This is a genomic window from Serratia sp. HNCC26DJ244 (assembly GCF_057180565.1).
This window is the reverse complement of sequence record NZ_JBXUGO010000004.1, coordinates 22,831-38,723: the sequence shown is the minus strand read 5'-3', so window position 1 is coordinate 38,723 and position 15,893 is coordinate 22,831. Positions and strand designations below refer to the sequence as shown.

At 49.4% G+C, this 15,893-nt stretch carries 15 protein-coding genes; 9 read left to right on the top strand and 6 right to left on the bottom strand.

The features are described 5' to 3' along the window. Window positions 1–44: 44 nt before the first annotated feature. The 3 genes from purC to dapA form a co-directional block, all read right to left on the bottom strand. Window positions 45–758, bottom strand: coding sequence for a phosphoribosylaminoimidazolesuccinocarboxamide synthase (gene purC, locus AC2A06_RS04600; RefSeq protein WP_023489295.1), 714 nt, complete (start codon window positions 756–758; stop codon window positions 45–47). A 217-nt stretch (window positions 759–975) separates the two neighbouring features. Next, window positions 976–1,668: an outer membrane protein assembly factor BamC gene (bamC, locus tag AC2A06_RS04595; RefSeq protein WP_473197273.1), complete on the bottom strand. Its 693-nt coding sequence runs from the start codon at window positions 1,666–1,668 to the stop codon at window positions 976–978. Window positions 1,669–1,685: 17 nt separating this feature from the next. Further along, complete coding sequence (gene dapA, locus AC2A06_RS04590; RefSeq protein ID WP_484379514.1) at window positions 1,686–2,567, bottom strand: 4-hydroxy-tetrahydrodipicolinate synthase; 882 nt, start codon at window positions 2,565–2,567, stop codon at window positions 1,686–1,688. 109 nt (window positions 2,568–2,676) lie between these two features. Between dapA and AC2A06_RS04585 the strand changes: the two genes are divergently transcribed. Beyond that, window positions 2,677–3,282, top strand: a complete 606-nt coding sequence (locus AC2A06_RS04585) for a glycine cleavage system transcriptional repressor (protein ID WP_200874148.1) — start codon at window positions 2,677–2,679, stop codon at window positions 3,280–3,282. 2 nt (window positions 3,283–3,284) lie between these two features. Further along, the gene (gene bcp, locus AC2A06_RS04580) at window positions 3,285–3,749 is read left to right on the top strand and encodes a thioredoxin-dependent thiol peroxidase (protein WP_484379513.1); all 465 of its coding nucleotides are present in this window, start codon (window positions 3,285–3,287) and stop codon (window positions 3,747–3,749) included. 48 nt (window positions 3,750–3,797) lie between these two features. Here the strand turns inward: bcp and AC2A06_RS04575 are convergent, their stop codons facing one another. After that, on the bottom strand, window positions 3,798–4,874 hold the full coding sequence (locus tag AC2A06_RS04575; RefSeq protein WP_484379512.1) for an AI-2E family transporter: 1,077 nt from the start codon (window positions 4,872–4,874) through the stop codon (window positions 3,798–3,800). 437 nt (window positions 4,875–5,311) lie between these two features. Here AC2A06_RS04575 and bepA point away from each other — a divergent pair, with 437 nt between their 5' ends. Next, window positions 5,312–6,781, top strand: a complete 1,470-nt coding sequence (bepA, locus tag AC2A06_RS04570; RefSeq protein WP_484379511.1) for a beta-barrel assembly-enhancing protease — start codon at window positions 5,312–5,314, stop codon at window positions 6,779–6,781. Between the two features lie 17 nt (window positions 6,782–6,798). Further along, the gene (gene arsC / locus AC2A06_RS04565; RefSeq protein WP_484379510.1) at window positions 6,799–7,152 is read left to right on the top strand and encodes an arsenate reductase (glutaredoxin); all 354 of its coding nucleotides are present in this window, start codon (window positions 6,799–6,801) and stop codon (window positions 7,150–7,152) included. Between the two features lie 51 nt (window positions 7,153–7,203). Here the strand turns inward: arsC and hda are convergent, their stop codons facing one another. Next, window positions 7,204–7,905, bottom strand: a complete 702-nt coding sequence (gene hda, locus AC2A06_RS04560) for a DnaA inactivator Hda (RefSeq protein ID WP_037383915.1) — start codon at window positions 7,903–7,905, stop codon at window positions 7,204–7,206. A gap of 482 nt (window positions 7,906–8,387) precedes the next feature. Here hda and AC2A06_RS04555 point away from each other — a divergent pair, with 482 nt between their 5' ends. The 5 genes from AC2A06_RS04555 (at window position 8,388) to AC2A06_RS04535 (ending at window position 14,475) form a co-directional block, all read left to right on the top strand. Further along, on the top strand, window positions 8,388–8,909 hold the full coding sequence (locus AC2A06_RS04555) for a fimbrial protein (protein WP_484379509.1): 522 nt from the start codon (window positions 8,388–8,390) through the stop codon (window positions 8,907–8,909). 9 nt (window positions 8,910–8,918) lie between these two features. Continuing rightward, entirely contained in the window at window positions 8,919–9,707 is a 789-nt protein-coding gene (locus AC2A06_RS04550) for a fimbrial biogenesis chaperone (RefSeq protein ID WP_484379508.1), read from the top strand. Window positions 9,708–9,821: 114 nt separating this feature from the next. After that, window positions 9,822–12,377 carry a fimbria/pilus outer membrane usher protein gene (locus AC2A06_RS04545; RefSeq protein ID WP_484379507.1) on the top strand — a complete coding sequence of 852 codons (2,556 nt, stop codon included), beginning with the start codon at window positions 9,822–9,824 and terminating at the stop codon, window positions 12,375–12,377. Continuing rightward, window positions 12,362–13,747: a fimbrial protein gene (locus AC2A06_RS04540; RefSeq protein ID WP_484379506.1), complete on the top strand. Its 1,386-nt coding sequence runs from the start codon at window positions 12,362–12,364 to the stop codon at window positions 13,745–13,747. The genes AC2A06_RS04545 and AC2A06_RS04540 overlap by 16 nt, the downstream gene beginning before the upstream one ends. Next, window positions 13,747–14,475, top strand: coding sequence for a fimbrial biogenesis chaperone (locus tag AC2A06_RS04535; RefSeq protein ID WP_484379505.1), 729 nt, complete (start codon window positions 13,747–13,749; stop codon window positions 14,473–14,475). The genes AC2A06_RS04540 and AC2A06_RS04535 overlap by 1 nt, the downstream gene beginning before the upstream one ends. A gap of 119 nt (window positions 14,476–14,594) precedes the next feature. On the opposite strand, the gene uraA is transcribed toward AC2A06_RS04535, so the two are convergent. After that, window positions 14,595–15,890: a uracil permease gene (uraA, locus tag AC2A06_RS04530; protein ID WP_484379504.1), complete on the bottom strand. Its 1,296-nt coding sequence runs from the start codon at window positions 15,888–15,890 to the stop codon at window positions 14,595–14,597. Between the last annotated feature and the right edge of the window lie 3 nt (window positions 15,891–15,893).

Sequence of the window (15,893 nt, the reverse complement as noted above, 5' to 3'; positions counted from 1 at the left end):
CAAGCTGCAGCGTTGTTACCTGGTGCTTGAATGGCGACAAGCCGTTAGTCTAATTTCACACCAATACGGCGGGCAACATCTTCATAGGCTTCGATCAGCCCCCCCAAGCTCTGGCGGAAACGATCTTTATCCATTTTATCCAACGTTTTTTTGTCCCACAGGCGGCTACCGTCTGGTGAAAACTCATCCCCCAGCACCACTTCACCTTTGAACAAGCCAAACTCCAGCTTGAAATCCACCAGGATCAGCCCGGCATCATCAAACAGCTTACTCAACACTTCATTGGCCTTGTAACTCAACTCCCGCATCCGAGCCAGATGAGCTTTGCTCGCCCAACCAAACGTTTCGCAATAGGATTCATTGACCATAGGGTCGTGCATCGCATCATTTTTCAGGAACAGATCAAACAGTGGCGGATCCAGCAACAGCCCCTCTTCGATGCCCAGACGTTTCACCAATGAACCTGCGGCACGGTTACGGATCACACACTCAACCGGGATCATGTCCAGTTTCTGCACCAAGACCTCAGTATCGGAAAGCAGGCGCTCCATCTGGGTTGGAATACCGGCTTCTTCTAACTTACTCATGATGAAATGATTAAACTTGTTGTTAATCATTCCTTTGCGATCGAACTGCTCAATGCGCTGACCATCCAGTGCTGATGTATCATTGCGAAATTCCAGCACTAACAGATCCGGGTTTTCAGTGGCATAGACAGTTTTTGCCTTTCCGCGATACAACTCAGCTAGCTTTTGCATCTTAGTGACTCCAATAGGGTTATAGCTTCCAGCCTGTAAACCACAGAGATATAGCGCTGTAGGTGACAACTGGCTGAACATAAAATTGAACAGATAAATACCGTGGCTACCAATAGCCATACCGAGCTTGCTTTAACTGGGTATATTGTGCCAAATTCGTGACGCAAACGATACCGTAGCAACAAAACAAAAAGGGGCCGTAGCCCCTTAATGATGATTATTTGCTATTGGTTTGACTGAAAGCAGCCTGGAATGCCGCCACCAAGGCATCATTCTGCGGCTGTGCCAACGGCTTACCTTTGGCATCAATAAACTGCAAGCTGGTACGGTTATCCAAATCACCCACCTGCAACTTGTAATCCCCACTTGATAGCCCCGGGTCTGTTACGCCCAAGGCGCGCCAGTCACTGCTACTCAGTGGTTTATAAGTAACCTCTACAGCGCCTTTCGAACGGCTGCGATCATTCACTGTCATCCCCAATTTGGTCAATGCAGGCGGCAAGCGCTCCCACACGACAACATAAGGGGCGCGAACAATCACCACCGGCAAACCGGTATCATCGGTACCACTTTGCACATCCAGCGCACCAGTAGCAGTAGGAGCAACCACACTCGGTCTTTCTACTCCACCAGTCGTCGGAGCCACTCTCTGCGATGGTGGACGAATATCCAGTTGCTTACCAACATCACCTTTGCGGGTAATGACTGGCACGTCATAGGTACCGGTTTGCACCGGTAAAATCAAACCAGACGGTGCATTCAACGGACTGAGCGGGGCGGTGTTAAGATAGGACTCATCGCCACTGACCTGGCGATTATCACGCTGATCGGAAGAACAAGCCGCCAGTGTCATCATCAACGCCAACCCTACAACTGTTGCTACCGTCGACTTCTGTAATGAATAAGCCATCAAATATCCCTAATAGGTTACAGCAAACCGGCGCTTTTCAACGCACGCTCTACCACAGGACGAGCAGCATCAGTCAACGGAAGCATCGGCAGGCGCATAGTATCTGTTGAGATCAACCCCAATGCTTTACAGGCCCATTTCACCGGAGTCGGACTTGGCTCCACAAACAGGTCCTGATGTAATGGCATCAAGCGCTGATTCAAGCGACGAGCCTCAGCAAAATTGCCCTGTGCCGCCAAATGACAAAGTTGTGCCATTTCCCGCGCAGCCACGTTGGCGGTCACGGAAATAACGCCTCTCCCCCCGAGTTGCATAAAGTCCAAAGAACTGGAATCGTCGCCACTGAGCAGAATAAAGTCTTCATCATCAAGCAATACTTGGATCTGACTCACTCGACTTAAGTTCCCGGTTGCCTCTTTTACCGCCACAATATTTTTGATTTTGGCTAAACGCGCGATCGTCGGCGGCAGCATGTCACAGCCGGTACGTGAGGGCACGTTATAGAGGATTTGAGGTAAATCAGTACTTTCGGCTATCGCTTTAAAGTGCTGGTACAAACCTTCCTGACTCGGTTTGTTGTAATACGGCGTGACCGTCAAACACCCCACGATGCCAGTGTTGCTCAAGCGTTGCGTTAACGAAATCGCCTCGCTGGTGGCATTGGCACCGGTTCCGGCAATCACCGGAATACGCCCTGCAGCCAGTTCCAGCGTCTGCAGCACCACCTCAATGTGCTCGTCATGAGCCAGTGTGGCAGACTCACCCGTTGTTCCTACGGAAACGATCGCCGCAGTCCCACTGGATACATGATAATCAATCAGTTTTTTTAGGCTCGCACGATCGACAGCACCTTTGTCGTTCATCGGCGTCACCAGTGCAACAATACTTCCCGTAAACATTGGCCGTCCCCTCTACAAACAAGTTCCCCATGGTACTTTTGACGACTATGTAAAAGCAAGCAAACAACGTGCGGTAAGCGCTTGGCAGGCAGTTTTTTTTATGTGTACCATGGTAACTCCATTGAACACGACAGGAAGCTGCATTTTGCCTAAGCCAGATGAACACTATCTTGTGATTACCGCACTGGGTGCTGACCGCCCCGGTATCGTCAACACCATCACCCGCCACGTCAGTAGCTGCGGGTGCAATATTGAAGATAGCCGTCTGGCCATGCTGGGTGAAGAGTTCACCTTTATCATGCTGCTTTCAGGCAGTTGGAACGCAATCACCTTGATCGAGTCCACTTTGCCGCAAAAAGGCGCTGAGCTGGATTTATTGATTGTGATGAAGCGCACAAACTCGCAAGAAAGACCACCGATGCCAACCACCGTGTGGGTACAGGTGGAAGTCAAAGACTCCCCGCATATTATTGAGCGTTTTACCGGCCTGTTCAGCGCCTGGCAAATGAACATCGCTGAGCTGGTATCACGCACGCAAGTCACCGAGGGGGGCCTCCCTGCCCAGCTCTATATTCAGATCACCGCTCACAGTACCGGTGTACAAGATGCATCAAATATTGAGCAAGTGTTTTATCGCCTATGTACAGAACTGAATGCACAAGGCAGTATTAGCATTGTGAATTATCCGCAGCATGATGAGAAAGAGGGAGATTAGTGATGAACCCATTGAAAGCCGGTGATATAGCGCCAAAATTTAGTTTAACCGACCAGGATGGGGAGGTTATTAATTTGGCCGACCTCCAGGGACAGCGAGTCCTTGTTTACTTTTACCCTAAAGCTATGACCCCAGGTTGTACCGTGCAAGCCTGTGGTTTACGGGATAACATGGAGGAACTGAAAAAAGTCGGTGTCGAAATCTTCGGCATCAGCACTGATAAGCCAGAAAAGCTGTCACGTTTTGCTGAGAAAGAGTTACTTAATTTCACGCTGTTATCTGACGAGGACCACCAAGTCGCGCAACAGTTTGGCGTTTGGGGTGAGAAAACCTTTATGGGGAAAACCTATGATGGCATCCACCGTATCAGTTTCCTGATTGATGCCAACGGCAAAATTGAAAAAGTGTTTGATGATTTCAAGACCACCAATCATCACGACATTGTTTTAAACTATCTCAAGCAGTAACCCAACCCTGCGCAGCAGTTTAACGACTGCTGCGCTTGATTAACCGTTTTAATTAGCGTTTTCATCCATACCAGCCACCGTATCGTCCGGCCAAGCGTTGATCACTGCCTTGATCAGCGTGGCCAATGGGATGGCGAAGAATACCCCCCAGAACCCCCACAAACCGCCAAAAATAATGATCGAAAGAATGATCACCAGTGGATGCAAATTCACCGCTTCCGAGAACAGAATGGGTACTAACACGTTGCCATCCAACCCCTGCACCACTAAATAAGCGATGATCAACGTCCAGAAGTCTGCACCGATACCCCACTGGAACAGCGCCACCAACACCACCGGAATGGTGACCAGCACGGCTCCAATATAAGGGACCAACACCGATACCCCCACCAGCACAGCCAATAACAATGAATAACGCATATCCAGAGTAAAGAACACCAGATATGTCACTACCCCTACAATCACCATTTCCAGTACCTTGCCGCGAATATAATTGGTGATCTGCTGGTTCATCTCAATCCATACCTGCCCGGCCAGCCCACGGTTACGCGGTAACACCTGGCGTACCGCATTGAGCATCTGTTCTTTATCCTTCAACAAGAAAAACACAATCAGGGGAACCAGGATCAGGTAGATAGCCAGGGTCACCAACCCAACTAATGAAGCCAGCGAATATTTCACCACCGAATCGCCCATACCCGACAAGCGGCCACGTATATTGTCCGCCATCATATCGATGATACCCACGTCCACCAAAGCTGGATAACGCTGTGGCAAGGTTACTCCATAGTTGTAAAACTGGTTGAGCATGTTCGGCAAATCCTTCACCAGATTGATCCCCTGCTGCCAAGCTGTGGGGGCCACAACAAACGCCATTAGCAGGGTGATACCGCCAAACAGGAACAACACCATACTCGCCGCCCAAGTTCGCGATGCGCCCAAATGCTGTAAATGCGCCGTGGGCCACTCCAACAGGTAGGCCAGCGCGATGGCCACAAACAGTGGCGTCAAAATATCGTGCAGAAAGTAAAGGATGCAAAACCCGACTAGCAAGATAACCAATAACGCAATGGCTTGCGGATCAGTGAAGCGACGACGGTACCACTGTAGTAACATCTCCAACATCAGAGATTGCTCCTTAATTTCATTAATAATGGGGGAGCGTAACTTGTTACTCTACACCCCAGCAGATAGGACCATGGCTATACCCGTCACCAATGAAGCTGCAGCGGTGTTGGCTGCGTTTACTCACCCCAGTCACTTACTTGTGTAAGCTTCTGGGCTTCGCTCAGTTGCCGCCTACCTGCAACTCCATTGAACTTGGGTATATAGCACTAGGTTACATCTTATAAACGTTTGATTGCTGATTGCGGCTGGCTATGGTGTGATGAACAACACGAGTCAAACTGTTCATCCGCAGAAAGGGCATTTTTGTGAGCCAACACAATTTCGGATTGATTGTACTGGAGAGTGTGGCCCGGAAAAAGAACTCTTATCTAAAGAACTCTTATCTAATGTAAGCGTCTTAGTTAATGACTTATGTTTTGAGGAAATTGCTGACAATGACCACTCGGTTTACCAAAACAGCATTAGCTGTATTGTTGCTCAGTTCACTTTTTACCGCTACACCAACGCCGGTAAAAGCTGAAACCCAAGACCAACTACCTGATATGGGTGTCGCCGCTGGGGGAACACTGACTATTGGTCAGGAACTGATCATGGGCGATTTTTATGTACGCCAATTGCGCGCCAGCGCGCCATTAATCAATGATCCCTTACTGACCCAATATATTAACCAACTGGGTAACCGACTGGTGGCCAATGCGTCTTCGGTGCTCACGCCGTTCCACTTTTTTTTGGTACGTAATGACTCAATAAACGCCTTCGCCTTCTTCGGTGGTAACGTAGTCTTGCACTCTGCGCTGTTTCGTGAAACCGACAACGAGAATCAATTGGCTTCAGTGCTGGCGCATGAAATCTCTCACGTCACGCAACGTCATCTGGCACGAGCCATGGAAGACCAACGGCGTAATGCACCACTCACCTGGGCAGGTGCATTAGGTTCGGTTTTACTGGCAATGGCCAACCCGGCCATGGGCATGGCGGCACTCAGCGGTACGATGGCGGGGACGCAGCAAGGAATTATCAGTTTTACACAATCAAATGAACAAGAAGCTGACCGCATCGGCATTCAGTTACTGCAGCGTTCTGGATTCGATCCAGAAGCAATGCCCGATTTTCTGCAAAAGCTGTCAGACCTCTCGCGTTATTCCTCCAAACCACCGGAAATGCTATTAACCCACCCGCTGCCGGACAGTCGCCTTGCTGATTCCCGTAACCGCGCCAACCAAATGCCGCGTATTGTGGTGCAATCCAGCCAGGACTATCTGTTGGCTAGAGTGCGAACCTTGGGTATGTACAGTGCAGAAGGCTATGGTTTGAACGAAAATATCCTGATGAGCTACAGTCAGGGCAATGTACGGGAACAGCTGGCGGCAAAATACGGCAGAGCTATTTTGTACTACCAAGCGAAAAAGTACGATGAAGCCCGCAATATCCTCCAGCCCCTGCTGGCTGCTGACCCGAAAAACCCCTGGCTGCTGGATCTGATCACCGATATCGATCTGGGGCAGAATAAAGCCCCTCAAGCCATCGCACGCCTGGAAGCCATCAATGCTGCCCAAAGTAAAAACCCGGTGTTATTACTGAACCTGGCTAATGCTTACGTTGAAGGCAAGCAACCGGCGAAGGCCTCACAAATTCTAAACCGCTATACCTTTGCCCATCCAAATGACCAAAACGGTTGGGATCTGTTGGCTCAGGCCAGTGTGGCACAAGGGCTACGCGATGAAGAACTGGCTGCCCGGGCTGAGAGTCTGGCACTGGCAGGCCAGTTGGACCAGGCGATCAAGTTGCTCAGTGACGCCAGTGCATTGCAAAAGCTTGGGAGTTTGAAACAGGCACGCTATGACGCACGTATCGACCAATTGCGCCAATTGCAGCAAACTTTCCGCCAGTTCCAGCGCTCTTGATTTAAGGAATCATTGAAATGAAAAACATCACTCTCTATCACAACCCGCGTTGTTCCAAGAGCCGAGAAACCTTGACACTGCTGGAACAACAGGGTGTTGAACCGGAAGTGATTCTCTACCTGGAAACGCCCCCTTCAGTGGCTGAGCTGAAAACCCTGTTGCAACAGCTCGGATTTAGCTCTGCCCGTGAACTGATGCGCAAAAAAGAGGATACCTATCAGGAACTGAAACTCTCCGATGAAACGTTGAGTGAAGAGCAACTACTCGCCGCGATGGTGGCAAACCCTAAATTAATTGAACGTCCGATTGTGGTAAAAGGTAACCAGGCCCGCATCGGCCGCCCACCAGAGCAGGTGTTGGAAATTATTTAACCTCTATGCCACTCGGCAAACTCTCTTGTGTTTGCGTGTTCAACCGCGCCATCACAAACTGAAAATTTCTTTCACAAAAGGGATGGTCAGTTTACGTTGTGCGGTGATTGATGCCTGATCAAGCTGATCAAGGGTCATAAACAGCGCACGTATCTCACGATCAAGACGTTTGAGCAGAAAACGCCCCACATCCTCTGGCAGTTCAAAACCTCTCAGTTTGGCACGCAATTGCAGCGCCAGCAGTTTTTCCTCATCAGACAAGGGTTGTAGCTTATAAATTTGCCCCCAGTCGAGGCGAGAAGCCAGGTCCGGTAAACTCAGATTCAGTTGGCGTGGGGGGCGGTCCCCAGTAATCAATAGACGTGTACAGCCGGTTTCCAGAATACGATTATAAAGATTGAAAATCGCCATTTCCCACGCAGGGTCGCCAGCAATGCATTCAATGTTATCAATGCACACCAAGGCCAACTGTTCCATGCCATCAAGCACCTCTGGCACAAAGTAGGCCCGTTTATCCAGTGGCACATAGCCCACCGCCTGGCCACACTGAGAAAGTTGCGCGCAAGCCGCATGTAACAAATGGCTACGCCCACCACCTTCACGTGACCAGAAGTAGATATAGCTACCATGCTCCATATGGAGTGCAGACTGGATCGCCGCTAATAGAGACGAGTTCTCACCCGGATAAAAACTGGTAAAAGTTTCATCATCGGGAAGGAAAAGTGGCAGTGAAAGCTGTGCCGACGTATTCAGAAAAGCACCCCAACCAAGACTGGCAAGAAAACGCCCTCAGTCTAGCACAAAACCGTGACGCTGTTGAACTTCAGCACTGATTTTCAACCAAGGGGAAAATCACAGGCAGTTGGAGCAAATCGCATCAGGTTAATCAAGTCAAGCAGCTCTATTTGAAATTACGTCACCAATGAGTATTAAAATGATAACAAATAACATGATCACCTCTAACAAAATAACACTTAAAATAAAAATTAGTTAATAAAAAACATAAAATAAATAAAGAAAATTAAAACCATTATACAATATATTACCAATAGGATGATTATTATTAATGATTAATAAGATTATTCCTAAAACAATGGATTATTGAAATATATTGTTGTTTGAATTTAATTAAGTCGTAACCTAAGAATAATAAAAACACAACGTTGTAACCCCCGAAATGGTGACATTAAGACGTCACCGATAATTTGAACTAAAAGGAAATAGTAACTATGAAAATGAACAAACTTGCAATTATTGCTGCAGGCCTGGCTTTATCCGCATCTGCACTGGCCAACAACACGATTAATTTCCAGGGTGAAGTTGCCGACCAGACTTGTGCGATCAGCATCAACGGCAATGCATCTACACCGCTCATCCTGCTGCCCACAGTGTCAGCCGCAGACCTTGACAGCAGCGGAAAAACGGCTGGTCTAACTCCCTTCACCATCAGCCTGACGGGTTGCACCGCATCTGGCAGCACTACGGCAATCAAAACGGTGTTTGTCGGTAACAACCTGACAGCAGCTAACAATATGGGTAATACCGGCGATGCCAGTAACGTTGCCCTGCGACTGGTTGACCCAGTAACACCCACTGTTGCCCTGGACCTGACTGGGCAAACTGGGGCTCCTGGCCTGTCTCTGGCCAGCGGTGCCACTACAGCCAGCCATGATTTCGCAGTGCAATATTATGCTGAAGGTACCGCAGCACCGGGCTCAGTCTTCGGTAGCGTTCAGTACGCTGTCTCTTATCAGTAACTAACCAGTATGCTCCTTCCAGGTGAATGGAAGGGGCTTACCAAGAGGATAATTCCCGTGGCAATCAAATATCCACCAATGGTATTTAGTGCTTTATTGGCGCTGTCTGTGTTGCTCCCTGCCCCTGTGAGTGCCAGCGTAGTGATGCTCAATACCAGGGTCATTTACCCGGCTGATTCACAATCGCAAACTATACAGCTGACTAACAAAGACAACATTCCGTATGTGATGCAGATGTGGTCGGACATTAACAATCCGGCATCAACACCGGAGAACGCTGATGGGCCGTTTGTCGTGGTTCCTGCACTTTTCCGTATTGAACCACAAACCGGTCAATCGGTGCGCTTGATATTTACCGGTAAAGATTTACCTCAAGACCGTGAATCGGTTTTTTACTTCAACAGTGTACAGATCCCTCCAAAAAATATGGCAAACCAGGCAGAAAATCAGATGTTGGTAGTACTACGGAACCGGGTAAAAATATTCTACCGTCCGAAAAACATTAGCGGAAGTTCAGATACCGTCGCTCAGCAGTTGCGTTTTTCGCTTAATCAAAAAGACAGCCAATGGATAATGACCGTACATAATGACTCTGGTTATTACGCCTCTTTTATTAAAGCAGTCGCAGTTATCGGCAATAAAGAAGTGCCCTTTAAAGTCGATATGGTCGCACCTAAATCGCAAGCAAGCTGGGTATTAGAAAAAGGTGCCCAATCCCCTGCCGGAGCACAGAAAGTGAAATTTACCTTAGTCAATGACTATGGTGGCCATACCAACCTTGAGAGCAGATTGAACTGATCAACAACCGTATTGAGTCATCATCAGGATCTTTGCGTTTAAGGAACCAAAGGAATGCACATAAAAATAACCAATTCCTCGCACTGCATCAATGCTCCTCTTAGGAGAGTCGCCTTGGGTCATTGTCGTGTCAATGCCCCCCGTATCAAGCCATTGGTCATTTTACTGGGGCTGTTGATACCACACGCCTTTGCCGCCACAGAGCATAAACAGTTTGAATTCGACGCCAGTATGCTGGTCGGCGAAACCACAGGGGAAAACAGTCTTGCTCAATTCACCGAGGCTAACCATGTGGAACCTGGTAGTTATCAGGTTGATATCTTCGTCAATGGCGTTTTTTTTGCCCGTAAGTCCCTGCTATTCAGCGCTGCTACGCCCGGGAAGACCTCTGCTTGTTTAACAGCAGAGATGCTACTTGATGCCGGTGTTTTACCTGCTGCCATACAAAAACAAACTGACCAGAGCCCCCACTGCCTTAGCCTGGAGCAGCAAGTTGATGGTGCCACTAGCCGTTTCGATTTTGCGCGGCTGCGTCTCGATCTTTCCGTGCCACAAATAATGATGCAGCGGGATGCCCGCGGTGCCGTGCCAGTCAACGATTTATCAGTTGGGGAAACTGCCGCATTTACCAGTTACGATACCAACTACTATCGCGCCAAAGCATCGGGTAATACGGTGGATTCGGCCTTTTTAGGGTTAAATTCAGGTATCAACCTCGGCTTGTGGCAGTTCCGTCAACAATCCAGTTTTACCCGCTATACCAGTGACAATAGTCCAAGTAATACCCGTTGGAACTCCATACGCACTTACGTGCAACGACCATTACCTTCCCTCGGTAGCCAGTTAACCGTAGGAGACAGTTTCACCTCCGGTAACTTATTCAGCAGTGTGGGGTTCCGTGGAGTGATGCTCCAGACCGATGAGCGTATGTTGCCACAATCACAGCAAGGTTATGCGCCGAGTATTCGTGGTGTCGCCGCCACCACTGCCAAAGTCAGCGTGCGCCAATCCGGTGTACTGATTTATCAAACCACGGTGGCACCGGGTGCCTTCGTTATTGATGACTTGTATCCCACCAGCTTCCAGGGGGATCTGGCGGTAGAGATTCAAGAGGCCGATGGACGCGTTTCCTCATTTACCGTGCCATTTGCTGCCGTACCTGACTCGATGCGCCCCGGCCACGGAAACTTCAGCCTGGTGGCCGGACAGGTGCGCAATATCGCTGACAGCAAGGCCAAATTTGCTGATTTAACCTATCAGAGAGGGATAACCAACGCCATTACCGCCAATTCAGGGATTCGTGTTTCTGATGGCTACCAGTCACTACTCGGTGGTGCCGTCTTCACCAGTCGGTTTGGCGCATTAGGCTTTAACACCGCTTATTCACGGGCAGATATACGGGAGCAGACTGTTGATGGTTGGCGACTCGGCACCACTTACAGCCGTACCTTTACGCCCACTGCCACCACCCTCACGCTGGCAGGCTATCACCATTCTACTCAAGGCTATCGTGACTTGGTTGATGTTCTGGGAACCCGTGATGCCGATAAAAGCGATAACGTTTGGTCATCCAGTACCTATCAACAGAGTAATCAATTCGTCACTAGCATCAGCCAAAGTTTAGGTGAGTACGGTCAGTTATACTTTTCTGGTTCAACCAGCACTTATCGCGGTGGTCGTGGACGTGATACCCAGTATCAGATGGCCTATTCGAATCATTTCAATAATATCAGCTATAACTTGTCAATTGGTCGCCAAAAAACCGGCAGCACCCGCTATGGGATGCAATCAACCGATCAGGTTGCCAGCGGTACGGTGCAGAACATCGTTATGTTATCGGTTTCAATCCCGTTAGGTGCGAGTTCACATTCTCCAACCCTCTCTTCCAGCGTCAGTCATTCTTCCGGCGAGAACAGTAATACCAGTTATCAAACCTCATTAGCAGGAACGCTGGGGGAAGATCAAAGCCTCAGTTATGCGGTGAATGGTGCCTTTAATTCCAGCGGTACGGGAACCAGTATGGGCGGTAATCTGACCAAGCAGGCGTCTCTGGCCACATTAGGGGCCAACTTCTCGCAAGGCCAAAACTATACCCAGGGTGGAGCCAGTGTTCGTGGCGCTGCAGTATTGCACCGTGATGGTATCACTCTAGGACCCTATCTGGGTGATACCTTCGCGTTGGTTAAAGCAGAAGGGGTAAAAGGCGCTGACGTGATTAACGGGATGGGAGCAAAAATAAATAGTTTCGGTTATGCCATTGCCCCCTCGTTGATCCCTTACCGTTATAACGATATTGGTCTTGATGCCAAGGGGATTGAGAATGCCAATGCTGAACTGTCGGAAAACCAACAACGTGTCGCGCCCTATGCTGGCTCCGTGGTCAAAATCCACTTCAAAACCCGGGAAGGTTATCCATTGCTGATCAAAGTACGTGGCCCACAGGTTAACAATTTAATTCTGGGCAGCAATGTTTATGACAAACAAAATACCATCGTCGGCCTGGTGGGGCAGAGTAATCAAATTTATGCCCGTCCCGCAGACAAACAAGGTGTATTACGAGTGAAATTGGGCGATTCGCCCAGTGAACAATGTACGCTGAATTATGATTTACGTGATCAGAAGATGAATCAGTCTCTCTATCGTCTGGAGTTATCATGCAACAACCACTGACAATTAAAAAAACCTGGCGTCAACGCTTCACTAGCCTGTTGCTGGTAACGGCAGGTTTGGCCCCAAGCATGCCAGGCTGGGCAGAATGTTACAAAATGGAGGCCTGGAATACCACCAGCACCGATAAAAATTCCGCCACCTATATCGAGCCTGGTAGAGGAACCGTCGCTAACTGGCAAGGTTCCCTTGATACAGCGGGATCCACTGGTACTTTGCCAACCGTCGTCAATATCAATAATACGACTTTTCAGCCAGATGGTACCTTGATCGCCAGTGGGACGGTGAGTTTTTTACAATCTGGAGAGCAACCTTACACCCCCGATCAGGTGCTGTTCCGTTGTACCGCCACTGAAGCGGGTAAACTATATGAATACTATGCCACCAATGGTGACGACCTCTACTCGGGTTACTTGGAAATCGGCACGCCTTATGGCCTACCCGAGACCTACCAAACTTACACTACTGGCATGGGGCTGCGCGCCACCAATCTAGCAACCGGAGAATATTATTCCCGTTACTGGAAAGCGCGCCGATTGACCAATCTGGATACCGACTCGCTGGGGTGGATACTGGTTAAAGCCAAAAACTTCAGTGATGCTAAAGTGGAATTATTCAGATTAAGCAGTGCTGTTGGAGGGACGGAAACTGGCGCTTATCCACGATGGCAACCCGCTACCTATATTGCCTTCCAGGGCGGGAGCCTCTCCGCAGGCTTAACCGTAGGGGCAGACTCCGCATCCATCTATTACGGTTGGTATGCCTATTGGCCTGGCGCAATAAACCTGTATAACCGTCTTTATATCCGCCGTTCGGCCACTTGCTCAGTCACCAATGTCACCCCCACCGTCACCTTCCCGATAATTTCGGTGCCAGAATTAAAAGCCGGTGTCACACGCCAGATGCCAATTACCATTCAGTTTAACTGCCAAACCGGGACGCCGGCCAATAGCGGTGTAGCAGCAATAGCCAGCGGTATTGCTGCTAACCAGACCGCCATGGGGATTCTGGTCAAGCCAGCCAATGCAGCGGCGGCTATCGATGCGGGTTTTGGAACCGCAGGCTCCGGGGTCAAATACCTGTTATCTGATGGTTATGGTAAGGACCCCAATGTGGCTACCGGGGTCGGCATTCAGATTTCACGCCCCAATGGTACCGCATTAAATCTGCTCAGTACCCTCAGTGGTTCAGTACTGGGCGGTAACAATGCAGGTTGGTACCCGGTGTTGGATGATGCGACCCCAGGGGCTGTGGCCAATGGTGTCACCACCTATACCAAAACCCTGAATGCCACCTTGAAAGCGTTACCCGCTAAACCAGTCACTGCGGGTAGAGTGTCTGCCACAGCACAAGTCATTATTCAGGTGCAATAATGCGGAAATTAATCAAACTCTGTATGGCGGGTGGATTATTTATCAGCAGTTGGGTACAAGCCGGGGTGATTATTGAATCATCACGGGTGGTTTTCTCGGCCACCGATCGTGAACGCTCGCTGCTGTTGTCAAACGGAAACCCCTATCCGGTGATAGTACAAACCTGGATTGACGATGGGGCACCGGAAGGAACCCCAGAAACAGCGGGAGAGGTTCCCGTAATACCCTTGCCAGGGCAGTTTCGCCTGGAGCAAGGGGAGAAAAAGAACCTTCGTCTATTGGCAACCCAGACTGAGCAACCACAGGATCGTGAGTCTTTGTACTGGCTCAATATTTACGAAATCCCACCTACCGACAGCCAATTACCCCCTGGGGTTCCCAGGGTGAAAGTGGCGATACGCCTGCAATTGAAGATGTTTTACCGGCCCAAAAACCTGCAACCCAGCGTTGATAAACTATTGGAACTGCAACAATTTAGTCTAATCCGCTTGCCGGGGGCGCTAAAACTTAAGGTGGAAAATAGTTCACCTTATTATGCGACCTTCAATGCCGCCAAGATAATGGGGAAAACGCAATCATACCCGGTAGATATTGGCATGTTACCCCCTTTCTCCAGCAAAACGTTGGATATCAGTGGTGCGATAGCCTGGCAACCGGACAGTATCAGTTACAGTTTGATTAACGATGATGGTAATGGCATCGCCAACAAAAAAACCATCAATAAATAATGAGTTGCAACAGCTCTTGGCTGATAAGGGCGCACTGGTGCGCCTTGTTCTTCAGGCGTGGCAAAAGCAACCTGAATCACACTCTTCAGGTTGCTATTTTTTTATTGATCCTTGGAAGGTTATTGATCCTTGGAAGGGACTGGGACTTCCAGCACATCAATCACGTCTTCATCTTTGCGATACAGGCTGATCAGTTTGAATAACAGGCTTAGGCCAACCCCCACCACCGTCGCCAGTGCCATCCCTTTCAATTCTGCCGCACCAATATGCACCTTGGCACCACTGACACCAATAATCAGGATCACCGAAGTCAGGATCAGGTTTTTCGCCTTGTTGTAGTCCACTTTGGATTCAATCAATACGCGAATACCGGAAGCGGCAATCACCCCGTAAAGTAACAGAGAAACACCGCCCATCACCGGTACTGGAATTGCCTGAATCGCCGCTGCCAATTTACCGATGCACGAAAGCAGAATGGCTAAAATTGCCGCACCACCGATAACCCAGGTGCTGTACACCTTGGTGATGGCCATGACGCCAATATTTTCCCCGTAGGTGGTGTTCGGTGTTGAACCGAAGAAACCGGAGAACACGGTTGAAATCCCATTGGCAAACATCGAACGGTGTAAGCCCGGGTCACGCATCAAATCTTTTTTAACGATGTTCGCCGTCACCACCAGATGACCAACGTGCTCAGCAATCACCACCAGCGCCGCAGGCAGAATGGTAAAGATGGCAAACCACTCAAAACGTGGAGTATAAAAAGTGGGCAGAGCAAACCAGGGAGCTTCACGAATAGGGGTTAAATCGACCACACCCATAAAGAACGACAATGCGTACCCTACCAACACTCCAATCAAGATGGGGATAATCGCCAGAAACCCACGGAACAGCACTGAACCTAACACCGTCACACCCAAGGTTACCACCGAGATAATGATAGTGGTGCTATTCGCGGGGCTACCTTCCGTTGGCAATAACCCGGCCATATTGGCTGCTACACCGGCCAATTCCAAACCGATAACCGCAACAATCGCCCCCATTGCTGCTGGCGGGAACATCACATCCAGCCAGCCGGTGCCGGCCTTTTTCACAATCAAGGCCACCAGGCAAAAGAGTAGACCACACATGATAAAGCCACCCAGGGCCACTTCATATCCCAAGGGTAATAACAGCATGACCGGGGAGATAAAAGCAAAGCTGGAGCCCAGATAAGCGGGAATTTTGCCCTTACAGATAAACAGATACAACAGCGTGCCGAGGCCATTAAACAGCAGTACGGTAGCTGGGTTAATATTGAACATGATCGGCACCACCACGGTGGCACCAAACATCGCAAACAAATGTTGGAAACTCAGTGGGATGGTCTGTAACAGCGGTGGACGTTCATTAACGCCAATGGCGCGACGGGTCATGGG

What these genes read in the sequence shown, in the direction of transcription:
- bcp (WP_484379513.1), top strand. Translation starts at nt 3,285, where the DNA reads ATGAACCCATTGAAAGCCGGTGATATAGCGCCAAAATTTAGTTTAACC.
- AC2A06_RS04585 (WP_200874148.1), top strand. Translation starts at nt 2,677, where the DNA reads ATGGTAACTCCATTGAACACGACAGGAAGCTGCATTTTGCCTAAGCCA.
- AC2A06_RS04540 (WP_484379506.1), top strand. Translation starts at nt 12,362, where the DNA reads ATGCAACAACCACTGACAATTAAAAAAACCTGGCGTCAACGCTTCACT.
- AC2A06_RS04575 (WP_484379512.1), bottom strand. Translation starts at nt 4,874, where the DNA reads ATGTTGGAGATGTTACTACAGTGGTACCGTCGTCGCTTCACTGATCCG.
- arsC (WP_484379510.1), top strand. Translation starts at nt 6,799, where the DNA reads ATGAAAAACATCACTCTCTATCACAACCCGCGTTGTTCCAAGAGCCGA.
- AC2A06_RS04555 (WP_484379509.1), top strand. Translation starts at nt 8,388, where the DNA reads ATGAACAAACTTGCAATTATTGCTGCAGGCCTGGCTTTATCCGCATCT.
- uraA (WP_484379504.1), bottom strand. Translation starts at nt 15,890, where the DNA reads ATGACCCGTCGCGCCATTGGCGTTAATGAACGTCCACCGCTGTTACAG.
- AC2A06_RS04535 (WP_484379505.1), top strand. Translation starts at nt 13,747, where the DNA reads ATGCGGAAATTAATCAAACTCTGTATGGCGGGTGGATTATTTATCAGC.
- AC2A06_RS04550 (WP_484379508.1), top strand. Translation starts at nt 8,919, where the DNA reads ATGCTCCTTCCAGGTGAATGGAAGGGGCTTACCAAGAGGATAATTCCC.
- bamC (WP_473197273.1), bottom strand. Translation starts at nt 1,668, where the DNA reads ATGGCTTATTCATTACAGAAGTCGACGGTAGCAACAGTTGTAGGGTTG.
- purC (WP_023489295.1), bottom strand. Translation starts at nt 758, where the DNA reads ATGCAAAAGCTAGCTGAGTTGTATCGCGGAAAGGCAAAAACTGTCTAT.
- bepA (WP_484379511.1), top strand. Translation starts at nt 5,312, where the DNA reads ATGACCACTCGGTTTACCAAAACAGCATTAGCTGTATTGTTGCTCAGT.
- dapA (WP_484379514.1), bottom strand. Translation starts at nt 2,567, where the DNA reads ATGTTTACGGGAAGTATTGTTGCACTGGTGACGCCGATGAACGACAAA.